This window comes from Microbacterium cucumeris (genome assembly GCF_058349845.2).
In genome coordinates this window covers 60,885-73,556 of record NZ_JBYRIZ020000002.1, presented here as the reverse complement: position 1 = coordinate 73,556, position 12,672 = coordinate 60,885, and the positions used below count along the sequence as shown (strand labels likewise).

At 69.7% G+C, this 12,672-nt stretch carries 12 protein-coding genes; 4 read left to right on the top strand and 8 right to left on the bottom strand.

Annotated elements, in window-relative coordinates; all coding sequences use genetic code 11:
- The first annotated feature begins 75 nt into the window (after positions 1–75).
- From AC3RXZ_RS06970 to AC3RXZ_RS06960, 3 genes are read left to right on the top strand one after another with little or no spacing between them, the layout of a single operon-like run.
- Entirely contained in the window at positions 76–2,832 is a 2,757-nt protein-coding gene (locus AC3RXZ_RS06970; protein ID WP_491493553.1) for an MMPL family transporter, read from the top strand.
- Positions 2,829–4,958 carry a YhgE/Pip domain-containing protein gene (locus AC3RXZ_RS06965; RefSeq protein ID WP_491493552.1) on the top strand — a complete coding sequence of 710 codons (2,130 nt, stop codon included), beginning with the start codon at positions 2,829–2,831 and terminating at the stop codon, positions 4,956–4,958. The genes AC3RXZ_RS06970 and AC3RXZ_RS06965 overlap by 4 nt, the downstream gene beginning before the upstream one ends.
- 35 nt (positions 4,959–4,993) lie before the next feature.
- Positions 4,994–5,590, top strand: coding sequence for a 2'-5' RNA ligase family protein (locus tag AC3RXZ_RS06960; RefSeq protein WP_243233419.1), 597 nt, complete (start codon positions 4,994–4,996; stop codon positions 5,588–5,590).
- 17 nt (positions 5,591–5,607) lie between these two features.
- On the opposite strand, the gene AC3RXZ_RS06955 is transcribed toward AC3RXZ_RS06960, so the two are convergent.
- The 6 genes from AC3RXZ_RS06955 to AC3RXZ_RS06930 are packed head-to-tail and all read right to left on the bottom strand — an operon-like array spanning position 5,608 to position 10,627.
- Positions 5,608–5,994 carry a phage holin family protein gene (locus AC3RXZ_RS06955; RefSeq protein WP_243233421.1) on the bottom strand — a complete coding sequence of 129 codons (387 nt, stop codon included), beginning with the start codon at positions 5,992–5,994 and terminating at the stop codon, positions 5,608–5,610.
- Positions 5,995–6,046: 52 nt separating this feature from the next.
- Complete coding sequence (gene ccsB, locus AC3RXZ_RS06950) at positions 6,047–7,024, bottom strand: c-type cytochrome biogenesis protein CcsB (RefSeq protein WP_243233426.1); 978 nt, start codon at positions 7,022–7,024, stop codon at positions 6,047–6,049.
- Positions 7,025–7,028: 4 nt separating this feature from the next.
- Positions 7,029–8,753, bottom strand: coding sequence for a cytochrome c biogenesis protein ResB (gene resB / locus AC3RXZ_RS06945; protein ID WP_308220993.1), 1,725 nt, complete (start codon positions 8,751–8,753; stop codon positions 7,029–7,031).
- A gap of 19 nt (positions 8,754–8,772) precedes the next feature.
- Positions 8,773–9,525: a cytochrome c biogenesis CcdA family protein gene (locus AC3RXZ_RS06940; protein WP_243233437.1), complete on the bottom strand. Its 753-nt coding sequence runs from the start codon at positions 9,523–9,525 to the stop codon at positions 8,773–8,775.
- Positions 9,522–10,169, bottom strand: a complete 648-nt coding sequence (locus tag AC3RXZ_RS06935) for a TlpA family protein disulfide reductase (RefSeq protein WP_243233440.1) — start codon at positions 10,167–10,169, stop codon at positions 9,522–9,524. Before AC3RXZ_RS06935 ends, AC3RXZ_RS06940 begins: the two co-directional genes overlap by 4 nt.
- A 53-nt stretch (positions 10,170–10,222) precedes the next feature.
- On the bottom strand, positions 10,223–10,627 hold the full coding sequence (locus tag AC3RXZ_RS06930) for a helix-turn-helix domain-containing protein (RefSeq protein ID WP_243233443.1): 405 nt from the start codon (positions 10,625–10,627) through the stop codon (positions 10,223–10,225).
- Between the two features lie 53 nt (positions 10,628–10,680).
- On the opposite strand from AC3RXZ_RS06930, the gene AC3RXZ_RS06925 reads away from it, so the two are divergent.
- Positions 10,681–11,583, top strand: a complete 903-nt coding sequence (locus AC3RXZ_RS06925) for an NAD(P)/FAD-dependent oxidoreductase (RefSeq protein ID WP_243233445.1) — start codon at positions 10,681–10,683, stop codon at positions 11,581–11,583.
- 16 nt (positions 11,584–11,599) lie between these two features.
- On the opposite strand, the gene AC3RXZ_RS06920 is transcribed toward AC3RXZ_RS06925, so the two are convergent.
- Both AC3RXZ_RS06920 and AC3RXZ_RS06915 read right to left on the bottom strand, forming a co-directional pair.
- A complete protein-coding gene (locus AC3RXZ_RS06920) occupies positions 11,600–12,223 on the bottom strand; it encodes a histidine phosphatase family protein (protein ID WP_243233448.1) in 624 nt (207 codons plus the stop codon).
- A gap of 4 nt (positions 12,224–12,227) precedes the next feature.
- Positions 12,228–12,593 carry a DUF5684 domain-containing protein gene (locus AC3RXZ_RS06915; RefSeq protein WP_243233450.1) on the bottom strand — a complete coding sequence of 122 codons (366 nt, stop codon included), beginning with the start codon at positions 12,591–12,593 and terminating at the stop codon, positions 12,228–12,230.
- Between the last annotated feature and the right edge of the window lie 79 nt (positions 12,594–12,672).

Sequence of the window (12,672 nt, the reverse complement as noted above, 5' to 3'; positions counted from 1 at the left end):
CGACTCACCGTAGGATACACAGTTGTATCGGATACACCTGTGTATCGAATCCACCTCGGCCCCTCGGAGGATTCCGTGTCCACTCTCCTGTCGTCGCTCGGACGCTGGTCGTTCCGCCACCCCTGGCGCGTGCTCGTCTCCTGGCTGCTGGTCCTCGGCATCGCTGGCGGAGGAGCGCTGGTGCTCGGCACCGGTACGGACAACACGTTCTCGATCCCGGGCACCGAATCTCAGGCGGGTCTCGAGCAGCTCTCCCGGTCGTTCCCGCAGGTGAGCGGCACGAACGCGCAGTTCATCGTCGTCGCGGCCGACGGCGACAGCATCACGGACGACGCGTACCGCACGGACATCGAGGATGCCGTGGACGAGCTCGAGGACCTCGACGGGGTCCTCGCCGTCACGTCCCCCTATGACGAGATGGTCGCTGGCATGGTCAACGAGGAGGAGACCGCGGCGATCGTCCAGCTCCAGTTCGACGGACAGTCCACCGACGTGTCGCAGGAGACCAAGGACGAGCTGGGCGCGGTCGTCGACGAGCTGTCCGCGGCGCTGCCGGACGGGTCGCAGACGGCCCTCGGGGGCGACCTGTTCGCGACCTCGATCCCGGGCGTCACGATCACCGAGGCGGTCGGCCTGCTGATCGCGCTCGTCGTGCTGATCGTCACGTTCCGCTCCTTCGCGATGGCCGGGCTGCCGCTGGCCACGGCGGTCCTCGGCGTCGGCATCTCGATCGCCGGCATCTTCGCCGCCACGGCGTTCGCCACCGTGTCCTCGACCACGCCGCTGCTCGCGCTGATGTTGGGCCTCGCCGTCGGCATCGACTACGCGCTGTTCATCATGGCCAGGCACCAGGACCAGGTGCGCGACGGAGTCGACCCGGAGGAGTCCGCGGCGCGGGCCGTCGGCACCGCCGGGTCCGCGGTCGTGTTCGCCGGCATCACCGTCCTCATCGCCCTGATCGGCCTCGGCTTCGCCGGCATCCCGTTCCTGACGACGATGGGCGTAGCCGCCTCCGTCGCCGTCGCCATCGCGGTCGCCATCGCGGTGACCCTCACACCCGCGCTGCTCGGCTTCATGAAGGGGCGCGTGATCGGCTGGAAGCGCAAGCCTCGGAAGAAGAAGGCGTCCACCGCGCCGCAGCGCACGTTCAGTCAGCGCTGGGTCGGCGGCATCACGAAGCGACCGATCCTCACGTCCCTCGCCGTGGTCATCGGACTCGGCGTCGTCGCGATCCCCGCGCTCAGCCTGAACCTCGCCCTGCCGAACGCCGGTGTGCTCCCGAAGGACTCCGAGGCCCGGCAGAGCTACGATCTCGTGGCGGAGGAGTTCGGCCCCGGATTCAACGGGCCGCTGATCCTCACCGGCACGATCGTCACCTCGACCGATCCGCTGACGCTGATGGAGGACCTCGGCGACGCCGTGGACGAGATCGACGGCGTCAAGGAGGTCGCCCTCGCGACCCCCAACGAGACCGCCGACACCGGCATCGTCCAGGTGATCCCCGAGACCGCACCCGACGACCCCGCCACGAGCGATCTCGTGCGCGAGCTTCGCTCGCATCACGACGAATGGCTCGACGAGTACGGCATCGATGTGAAGGTCACCGGGTTCACGGCCGTCGCGATCGACATCTCCGATCAGCTCGGTGCGGCGCTGCTGCCCTTCGGGATCTTCGTGATCGGGCTGTCGCTCATCCTTCTGACCATCGTGTTCCGGTCCCTGTGGGTGCCGATCACCGCCGCGCTCGGATACCTGCTGTCGATCGTCGCCGCGTTCGGCGTCGTGGGAGCGGTCTTCGAATGGGGCTGGTTCGCCGACGCGCTGCATGTCGCGAAGGTCGGACCGATCATCAGCTTCATGCCGATCGTCCTGATGGGCGTGCTGTTCGGACTCGCGATGGACTACCAGGTGTTCCTGGTGTCCCGCATGCGCGAGGACTACGTGCACGACCCGTCGTCGAAGAGCGCCTCCCGCGCGGAGCGCCGCGAGGCCGCGATCCGCGCTGTGCGCACCGGCTTCCGCGGATCGGCGAAGGTCGTCACCGCCGCCGGGCTCATCATGTTCGCGGTGTTCGTGGCATTCGTGCCGGAAGGCGACTCGTCACTGAAACCCATCGCCCTCGGTCTTGCCGCCGGCATCGCGATCGACGCCTTCCTCGTGCGCATGACCCTGATCCCCGCGCTGATGGCGATCCTCGGCCAGCGCGCCTGGGAGCTGCCCGCGTGGCTGGAGAAGATCCTGCCGAGCGTCGACATCGAGGGCGAGGCCGTCGAGCGCGAGCGGCACCTGGCCGCGTGGCCGGGAGACGACTCGATCGTCGCGGCGGACGACCTCGTGCTCGCCGCGGACGCTCCCGTCGTCGACGGCGTGAGCCTCCGGGTGGCTCCGGGCGCCGCGCTGATCGCCACGGGTCCGGATGCCCGGGTCCGTCGCGCTCTGGCCCTGGCGGTCGCGGGCCGCGTGGCTCCCGACGGCGGACGCCTGCGCGTGGCCGGGCACCTGCTGCCGGGACGCGCCGCCTGGGTGCGATCGCACGTGGGCTGCGTGCTCGTCGATGACGCGGATGCCGCGCTCGGCGACCTGCGCGAGGCGCTGCGCGGGCGCTCCGAGCTCGTCGTCATCGACGGCATCGACCGCCTCGGCGGCGCTCAGCGCGACCAGGCGACGGCGATGCTGCGGGATGCCGCGACAGCCCGCCCGCTGGCCGTGTTCGCCACGGCATCCGACGCGTACGTCGCGCGCGCCGTCCTCGCCGACGCCGGCTGGTCCGACGCCGATGTGCTCGACACCCGATCCCCCCGCCGCACCGAGACCACCGAGGTGACCGCATGACCCTCTCCATCGAACGCGCACGTTCCCGCAAGCCGATCACATGGCTGACGGTGATCGGCGTGCTGCTGCTGCCGGCGATCATCGGCGGTGTACTGGTCGCCGCGCTGCAGAATCCAACCGAGCGGCTGGACAACATGACGGCGGCCATCGTCAACCTCGATGAGCCGGTCACGATCGACGACCAGTACACGCCGCTCGGCCGCCAGCTCGCGTCGGGTCTCGTGGAGGGATCGGACGAGGTCGACTCGAACCTCGACTGGGTGATCTCGAACGAGGACGACGCGGCCGAGGGGCTCGCGGACGGCACCTACCAGGCCGTCATCACGATCCCGGAGAACTTCTCCGCCGCCGCGACGTCCTCGGGGCAGGCCATCGCGGACGGCGGGGGCGAGGCGGAGCAGGCCACGATCACCGTCACCACGCCGGAGGACGGTCGCGTCGCCGACGACCTGATCACGTCGCAGATCGCGGCGGCCGCGACCTCCAGCATGGGCACGATGCTCAGCGAGGCGACCATGGAGAACGTCCTCGTCGGCTTCACCACGCTCGGCGACCAGATCGGCGAGGCCGCGGACGGGGCGACGGAGCTCGCGGACGGCGCGTCGCAGGCCGCAGACGGGGCCGCAGCCCTGCCCGACGGGGCCACGCAGCTCGCGGACGGCGTCACCCAGCTCGGTGACGGGGCGTCTCAGCTGGGAGATGGCGCGTCCGAGATCTCGGACGGCGCGAACCAGCTCGCCGGCGGAGCAGACCAGCTCAGCGGCGGCGCGGGTGCGCTCGCTGCGGGGCTCGACACCATCGCTGCCGGCATCGCGGATTCCTCGAGAGGAGCAACCGATTTGGGGGCCGGTCTGACGGCGGGTGCGACCGCGCTCGAGCAGAACGGGCTCGTCCCCGACAAGCTTCTCGGCGCGGCGAGCGCTGCAAAGGATGCCACCGCCAACGTCGCAACCGAAGTCAGTGATCTCGTCCTGGACATCGACGAGCTCGCGAAATTGTGCGATGGGCGGACCGACGATCCAGTCTGCATCGAGTTGGCTGACATCTCCGAGAGCATGCCCGACCTCCAGGAGGCCGCCACAGGTGCATCAGAGGCCGCAGCCGGCACGGCCGACGGCCTCTCCGCCTTCGACACCGAAGCGACCGCTGAAATGTCGACGCAGATGCGCGAGGCCGGCGCCGGCGCGACGAAGCTCGGCGGTGGCCTCACCCAGCTCGCCGAGGGGACGACCCAGTCGGCCGCCGGAGCGCGCAAGCTCGCGACCGGTGCCTCCGGCCTCAGCACGGGAGCGATCGGTCTCGGTCAGGGCGCCGGCCAGCTCGCATCCGGTGCGGACGAACTCAGCTCGGGAGCCGGCCAGCTCGGCGACGGCGCGACACAGCTCGCCGACGGCGCGACGGAACTCGTCGACGGCCTCGGTCAGCTCGCCGACGGCACGGATGAGCTCGCCGGAGGCCTGAGCACCGCGGTCGACGAGCTCCCCTCGTTCAGCGACGAGGAGTCCTCGTCGCTCGCGACCGTGATCGCGGATCCGGTGTCGTCGAACACCTCGACGTCGACGATCTTCGGGCCCACCGCGATCCCGCTCCTCACCGCGGTCGTGCTGTGGTTCGGCGCGCTCGCGACCTTCCTGGTGCTGCGTCCGCACACCGACCGCACGCTCACGTCGCGTCGTCCGTCGATCGCGCTCACGCTGCGCGCCTTCGCCCCGGCCGCCCTGATCGGGGCGGGGCAGGGTCTGCTCGTGTCGCTGATCGTGCAGATCGTCGCGCAGTACGAGGCGGGAGCGTGGTGGACGTTCGCGGGCACGGCGGTGCTCGCAGGGATCGCGTTCGCCGCGGTCAACCAGGCGCTCGTGGCGCTCTTCGGCGGCATCGGCCGCTGGATCAGCGCGCTCGTGGGCGTCCTGGCGATCGCGACCGGACTCATCTCGACGATTCCGGCGTGGCTGGCGTCGCTCGGTGCCGCGCTGCCGACCCAGGCGGCGTTCACCGGCCTGATCTCCGTCAGCGGCTCGGCCGTCGCGGCGCTGATCGTCTGGGCCGTGCTGGCGCTCGGCGCGACCACGCTCGCCGTGGCGCTGCGCCGGACGACTTCGGCGAAGGCGGTGCTCGCGGCCGGCTGATCCGTACAGCGCCGCGGGCGCCCTACGCTGGGCGGATGCGACGACCGTTCATGGACACCCGGCAGCACGACTCGCTCGACGGGCAGCAGTACCTCGTGCTGCGCCCGACCGCCGATGTCGCGCGGGAGTACGAGCGCACACAGGCGCGGCTTCTGGAGGGACCCGGACGCGGGCTGAAGCATCCCCTCACGGGCCACGTCACGCTGCGCGGCTTCCACGAGCCAGAACGCCGGGCGGAGCTGGCGTCGCTGATCCGCGGATGGGCTGCGGCGCAGCATCCGATCGAGGTGATCGCCGAGGCCGTGGACGCGTTCCCCGCCCCCTGGCAGATCATCATCGTCCGGCTCGTCAGGACTCCGGCGCTGGTCGACGCGTACGCGAGCCTCACGGCGGCTCTGTCCGCGACGGACATCCACCGGCTGGACGAGCTCGACGTGGACGACTGGATCTTCCATCTCTCGGTCGTGTACGCCAGGGCGCTCGATGCTGAGGCGTGGTCCGGTCTGGAGACGGCGGCCCGCCGCGACCTCTCCCCCGTCGGCGAGGTCATCTCCGACGCCGAGTTCATCTGGTACGACAACGGCGTCGAGCACTCCGAGATCATCCCGCTCGGCGGTACCCCGTGCGGATGAAGCGCTGAAGGGGCACGTCAGCTGCGGCGCTGCTCGACCCGCTTCTTGAGGAAGATGAGCGGCAGCAGCCACGTGCCCAGCGCCGTGATGATCCACACGATCAGCGTCGCGAGCACCCAGGTGATGATGCCGTCGATCTTCAGCCCGCCGGGGAACAGCGAGGCGATGAGCAGCGCGACGAACGTCGACACCAGCCCGATGCCGCCCAGGATCGCGCTGGCGTACTGCCGCGCCACGTTGAAGATGAACGGCCCCAGCACCGCCTGCGCGACGGTGAACACGACGACGGCCGTGAGGAATCCGCTCCATGAGAAGCCGAAGCCCGGAAGCACCCACGCGCAGACCATGAGGGCGAGGGCGGAGCACACCAGCGAGATCGCCGTGCGGATGAGGAAGCGGATCATGGCGTCATGATAGCGCCGCCCCGCGCCGCCGCCGGGAGGGCGCTCGAGAAGATCAGCTCAGACCGGAGTAGGCGTGCAGACCCTTGAAGAACACGTTCACGACGGTGAAGTTGAAGATCACGGCGGCGAACCCGGTGATCGACAGCCACGCCGACGGGTTCCCGCGCCATCCCCGGGTCGCGCGAGCGTGGATGTACCCGGCGTACAGCACCCAGATGATGAACGTCCAGGTCTCCTTCACGTCGAAGCCCCAGTACCGACCCCAGGCGTCCTGCGCCCAGATGGCGCCGGCGATCAGCGTGAAGGTCCAGAAGATGAAGCCGACGATCGCGAAGCGGTACGCGAGGGCCTCCAGGCGTTCGGCGGTCGGCAGCGTCGCGAGGAAGCGTGCTCCGGTCTTCTCGGCCTGCTCCGCGATCTTGCGCTCCCGTCGTGCCTGCAACAGCTGCAGCACGGACAAGGAGCAGGCCAGCGCCAGGAACGCGGTGGCCAGGGACGCGACGAACACGTGGATGACGAGCCACACGCTCTTGAGCGGATCCATGAGCGGCACGACCTCGACGTAGAAGTTCGTGGACGCCAGGCCCAGCAGGACGACGACGAGGCCGATGATGAACGTGCCGAGGTAGCGCAGGTCGACGCGCGTCAGCACGACCAGGTACACGAGGACGATGAGCGCGGTCCCGATCATCGCGAACTCGTACAGGTTCGCCCACGGGACGCGCGCGGCCGCGACGCCGCGCAGCACGAGAGCTGCGACGTGGAAGACGAACGCGAGCACCGTCAGCGCAGTGCCGATGCGCGCCATGACGTGGCGCGGCTTCTTGGGCGCCTCGGAGCCGGATGCCACGGCCGCCGCGTCCGCGGCCGAGCCGCCCGATCCCACCGACACGAGCTCGCGCTCGGCGCGGGCATCCGCCGTCGCCGCCGAGCGGCTCGCGAGATCGAACGCATAGGCGACGAAGGCCCCGGCGTAGATCGCGATGGCCGTCCAGATGCACAGCAGCGAGTAGTCGTCCAGCGCTTCCATGGTGTCAGTCTACTTTCGGGTCGTCGGTCGGAGCAGGGGCGGCCTGCTGTGCACGCCGGTTCGGGGCGTCGAGCAGCCGGGCGTGCCCGGCGGCCAGGTCGTCCACGGCTGCGGCGAGCGTGGGGTCCTCGCCGCGCGCGAGCCCGGCGTACTCCAGGTGCACGGTGTCGGTAGCGGCGGTCGCCTTCACCCACATCCGCCGTCGCGGGACGAACAGTGCGAGACCGAGGCCGCCGAGCGCGAGCAGCGCGAACACGAGCACCCACACGGCAGAGGCGTCGTGATGGATCTGCAGCGAGGCGAACCGCTTGACGGACTGGGTGAAGTCGCCTTCCGCCGTCCCCTCCGGGGACTCGTCCTCGAAGGTCACGGTGCCGAGCCCGTTGGGCAGGTCGGCGGTCTCGCCCGGCTGGAGCTCGAGGGATTCGACTCCCGAGTCCCCGCCGGCGATCTCGGTGAGATCCGTCGTGTCCAGCACATAGACCGACCTCGGGGTGCCGTCGTCGATCCCCAGATCGCCCTGATACACGCGCAGGGTCAGCAGCGGCGCGTACGTGTCTCCGTAGATGGAGGTATAGGCGCCGGAGTCGAGCTTCGCCTGGGTCGGATAGAAGAACCCGAGCATGCCCAGCTGCTCCGGCATGCCGTCGGTCACCTTCACGACGCCGAGGGAGGTCATGTTGTTGTCCTGTGGCAGGAACTCCACCGAGTCGCGGAACACCACGGTGCCCTCGGCGTTGCGGACGGTGATGGTGGGCGCGTAGCCGTTGCCGAGCAGGTAGACCTTGTCGCCGGCGATGTCGAGCGGGTGGTTCACCTGCACGGCGCCCTCCCACTCGGAGCCGTCCGTGTCGCGCACGGACACGTTGGCCGAGAAGTCCCCCGCCTGCCCCGACGCCTTCGAGCCGAACTCCTGATATGTGACGTCGAAGGAGTCCAGCGTCATGGCGTACGGCGCGAGGGCGTCGTCGCCGACGAAGCGACCCCGATTCATCGAGTTGTAGTCGACCAGGGAGTTGACGAAGGTCTCCCCTTCGACGACGACCTTCTGCCCGGTGTACGCGAACCCGCCGCCGACCCCGACGGTGACGAGCACGCCGACCAGCGCGAGGTGGAACAGCAGGTTCCCCGTCTCCCGCCAGTACCCGCGCTCCGCGGACACCGAGAACGTCCTGCCCTTGTCGTAGCGCTCGACGCGATAGCCGAGCGCCTTGAGCTGCTTCTGCGCGACGTCGGCCGCACGGGATGCCTCGGCCGAGGCATCCTCGCCGTCCGCGACCTCGCGGTCGGTCTCCACGTGATCGGCCAGGCGCGCGAGACGCGCCGGCGTCCGCGGCGGGCGGGTCCGCAGCGCCTTCGCGTGATGCTTGATGCGCGGGATGACGCATCCCACGAGCGAGGTGAACAGCAGCAGGTAGATGGCCGAGAACCACGGCGACAGGTAGACGTCGAACATGCTCAGCGCGTCGAGCACCGGGAACAGATCCGGGTTGTCCGCCTCCCACTGCGTCACGCCGTTGGGGTCGGCCATGCGCTGCGGGAAGACCGACCCGGGGATGGCGGCGATCGCCAGGATCAGCAGCAGCACGAGCGCTGTGCGCATCGAGGTGAGCTGACGCCAGCCCCAGCGCAGCCACCCGACGAAGCCCAGCCGGGGCTGCGTGATGCCGTCATCGACGGCGTCGACGTGGTCAGAGGGGCGCAACGGGTCGGCGGACTCGGGGCTCACGGCATCCTTCTTGATCGAACTAGAGCGGGAGGACGACACTCGCCATCACCGCCTGCAGGCGGGACATGATGTCGGTCCAGATTCCGGTGACCATCAGCACACCGAGCACGATGAGCAGCACGCCGCCGATGATGTTCACGGTGCGGATGTGACGGCGCAGGAAGCCGATCGCGCGCGCGGCCCAGCCGAAGCCGAGAGCGACGAGAACGAACGGGATGCCCAGGCCGAGGGAGTACGCCACGCCCAGGAGGGCGGCGCGCCACGGATCGCCGACCTGCCAGGACAGTGACACGATCGCGGCGAGCGTGGGTCCCATGCAGGGCGCCCAGCCGATGCCGAGCGCGATGCCCAGCAGCGGCGCGCCGATCAGGCCGGACCTGGAGTCGACGTGGAAGCGGAACTCGCGCTGCGCGAAGCCGAAGAGCCCGAGGAACACCAGCCCCATGAGGATGATAACCACGCCGAGGATGCGCGTGACCAGCTCGCCCCACCGGACGAAGAAGTGCCCGGTCGCGCCGCCCAGGATCGTCCAGGCGACGAACACGATCGTGAAGCCGAGGATGAACAGGAGCACGCCCAGCAGGAGCCGGCCCTTCCCGTTCGACTGCGCGCCTGCGCCGCCCCGGGGAGCGACCGCGCCGCCGAGGAAGCCGAGATAGCCGGGCACGAGCGGCAGCACGCAGGGCGAGAGGAACGACACGAGTCCGGCGAGCATCGCGACCGGGATCGCGAGGAGCAGACTGCCGTCGCCGATCAGCGTCTGGACGTTCACGCGCTCTCCGCGAGCGCGTCCTTGACCAGCGTCGACAGGATCGACGCGCTCTCCAGCTGTCCGATGATGCGGGCGGCGACTCGGCCCTGCTTGTCGAGCACGAGCGTCGTCGGCGTCGCCTGGATCGGCGTGGCGCCGGCGAAGGCGAGCTTGGCCTCTCCGGTCTTCGCGTCCATCAGGCTCGGGTAGGTGACGCCGTAGGTCTCGGCGAACGCCTTGGCGGTGTCGGCCTCGTCGAACGTGTTGACGCCGACGAACGACACGCCGTCGTCCTGGAAGTCCTGCCACACGGCCTCGAGCTCAGGCGCCTCGACCCGGCACGGCGCGCAGCCCGCGTACCAGAAGTTCACGACCGCGACGTCGCCGGCGATGTCGGCGCTGTCGAACTGCTCGCCGTCCTCGGTCACGCCGCCGAACTCGACGGGCTCGCCGCGATCCTCCGGCGCGATCTCGACGACGGTGAATCCGTCGGCGGCGATGTAGCCCTTGTCCTCACCGTTCAGGTACTGCTCGGCGACGGGATCGGGAGCGCACGCGGTCACGCCGACGACGAGCGCCGCGGCGAGCGCGACTCCGAGCATTCCGCGCAAGCGGGATCGGGAGGGCTGGCCGGCGCGGTCGGAGAGAACCGTGTGATCGGGCACGGGCCCCAGTCTACGTGGCGGATTCTATGGGTACTCTGAGCCTTCTGCCAGCCTCACAGCCGTGCCAGGACGTCCTCGACGCCGGCGCGGAAGTTCGGACACATCGTGATGTCGTGAGCGCGGCAGCGCAGCGCGTGCTCGGTCATCTCGCGCGACCGGCGCATCTCCTCCATGCGCCGGTCGAGGTCGTCCAGATGCGCGTGCAGCACCTCGTGACGGCCGGAACGGCCGTCGTCCAGCAGGACGCCGATCTGCTCGAGGCTCATCCCGGCGGCCTTGCTGCGCTGGATGATCGCGATGCGCACCACCTCGTCCTCGCCGTATCTCCGGCGCCCCGCCGCATCCCGATCAGGTCGGAGCAGCCCGACGCTCTCCCAGTGCCGGAGGACGTTCGTCGGCAGACCGAAGCGCTCGGCGACGTCTCCGACGGACCAGGGATGATTCGCGCTTGACTTCATGTTGACATGAAGTCACAGACTGTTCGCGAACGCAAGATCAGGATGGAGACACCATGTACGACGTGATCGTGATCGGAGCCGGCCCCGCCGGCCTGCAGGCCGCGCTCAGCCTCGGCCGGATGCACCGCTCGACCCTGCTGCTCGACTCCGGCGAGTACCGCAACGGCCCCGTGGCGCACATGCACAACGTGATCGGCAACGACGGCACGCCGCCCGCCGACTTCCGGGCGAAGGCACGCGCCCAACTGGGTGCGTACGCCGACGTCCGCGTGCGAGATGTGGCGGTGGAGCGCATCGAGGGCGAGGTGGACGATTTCACCGTCGCCCTCGCCGACGGCACGTCGGAGCGCGCGCGGCGCATCGTGCTCGCCACTGGCGTCGCGGACGACCTCCCCGCCGTGCCCGGCCTCGATGCGCTGTGGGGACGACGCGCGTTCACCTGCCCGTTCTGCGACGGCCACGAGTTCAGCGACGCGAGCATCGGCATCCTCGGCGCGAGCGACCGGACCGCCCACCTGATCGGGATGCTCGCTCCCATCGTCGGCGAGATCACCGTCTTCGGTGTCGGCGAGGCCCCCGACCCGGCCGTGGTGGGCCAGCTGGAGCGAGCCTCCGTGCGCGTGCACCCCGTGCCGGTCGAGCGCGTCGAGGACGATGGAGTCCAGGTCGTGGTCCGCACCGCTGATGGAGACATCGCGGTCGCCGGGCTCTTCGTCGCTGCAGGGTCCATCCGGCAGCGGGCGCCGTTCGCCGAGCAGCTCGGGCTGCAGGTGCTGCCGTCCGGTGCGATCGAGATCGACGAGTTCGGGCGCACCTCCGTCCCCGGTGTGAGCGCGGCGGGCGACCTCGCCCACCGCGCGACGCTGCCGGGGGTGGTGGCGTCAGTCGTCATGGCGGCCGCTGCCGGGCAGATGGCGGCCGCTGTGCTCGTCCAGGAGCTGGCCGCGGAGCACTGACCGCGAGGGTAAGCGCTCAGACAGCGCCGAGGTCCACCCCGCCCGACGCGGGCTCGGCGTAGTCGACCTCGCGCCACACGTCGCCCACGCGCTCGAAGGACGTCACGCTGGAGAGGGAGCACCGTCGGGTCCGCGGGTCGTGGCGCAGCGGGAGACCGGCGACCGACAGGTGCGTGATCCAGATGGGCGCCTGGTGCGAGACGAAGACGATGTCCCCGGCATCCGTCTCGTGCCAGGCGTCGTCCATGGCCTGACGCATGCGTGCCGCGATCAGGGCGTAGGGTTCGCCCCAGCTCGGCGTCGAGGGGCTGCGCAGGTGCCACCAGTTGCGCGGGTCGCGCAGTGCGCGACGCATCCTGGTGCCCTCGAACACGTTCGTGGGCTCGATGATCCGCTCGTCGATCTCGGCCGCGAGTCCCGTCAGCTCGGTGAAGGGCTCGGCCGATTCGCGGGCGCGCTGCAGGGGCGAGCAGCGCACTTCTGCGAGCGTGTGCCCGAGTCCGATCACGTACTCCGCCGCAGCACGTGCCATCCCCCGTCCCGCTTCACTCAGACGGAAGTTCGGCAGCCGACCGTAGAGCACGCGATCGGGATTGTGCACCTCGCCGTGGCGGACGAGGTGCAGACGCTCGGCAGGCACCCGGTCACACCCGCCGGTACTCGGCGGATCCGAAGCCGATGATCAGATGACCGATGTAAGGGAAGAGCCAGAGGAGGAAGAACGAGAACGCCCCGCCCTTGCCGAAGTTGGCACCCTCCTTGAACGCGACCACGAGCGCGAACACGACGTTCACGAGCGGGATCAGATAGAGCAGCGCCAACCAGCCGGACATCCCGGCGATCTTGACCAGGAAGATCCAGTTGACGATAGGGATCAGCGCGAGGATGCCGGGATAGCCGGCCTTCGCGAAGACCTTCCACATCGTCACCGCGTACAGGACGTACAGAACGACGCCGAGCAGCACCGAACTGGTCGAGAAGAGCTGTTCGGTGATCAGGTTGGAGTCCATGGCCGCGAGTCTAGCGAGCGGGCTCTCTCGGAGCGTGAACCCTCCCCCGTAGAATAGCCAGGTTCCCTTTTCCGAACTG

Bases quoted from the DNA above. Each gene is read 5' to 3' on its own strand.
- AC3RXZ_RS06965 (WP_491493552.1), top strand. From the start codon at position 2,829: ATGACCCTCTCCATCGAACGCGCACGTTCCCGCAAGCCGATCACATGG.
- AC3RXZ_RS06960 (WP_243233419.1), top strand. From the start codon at position 4,994: ATGCGACGACCGTTCATGGACACCCGGCAGCACGACTCGCTCGACGGG.
- AC3RXZ_RS06955 (WP_243233421.1), bottom strand. From the start codon at position 5,994: ATGATCCGCTTCCTCATCCGCACGGCGATCTCGCTGGTGTGCTCCGCC.
- ccsB (WP_243233426.1), bottom strand. From the start codon at position 7,024: ATGGAAGCGCTGGACGACTACTCGCTGCTGTGCATCTGGACGGCCATC.
- AC3RXZ_RS06930 (WP_243233443.1), bottom strand. From the start codon at position 10,627: ATGAAGTCAAGCGCGAATCATCCCTGGTCCGTCGGAGACGTCGCCGAG.
- AC3RXZ_RS06925 (WP_243233445.1), top strand. From the start codon at position 10,681: ATGTACGACGTGATCGTGATCGGAGCCGGCCCCGCCGGCCTGCAGGCC.
- AC3RXZ_RS06915 (WP_243233450.1), bottom strand. From the start codon at position 12,593: ATGGACTCCAACCTGATCACCGAACAGCTCTTCTCGACCAGTTCGGTG.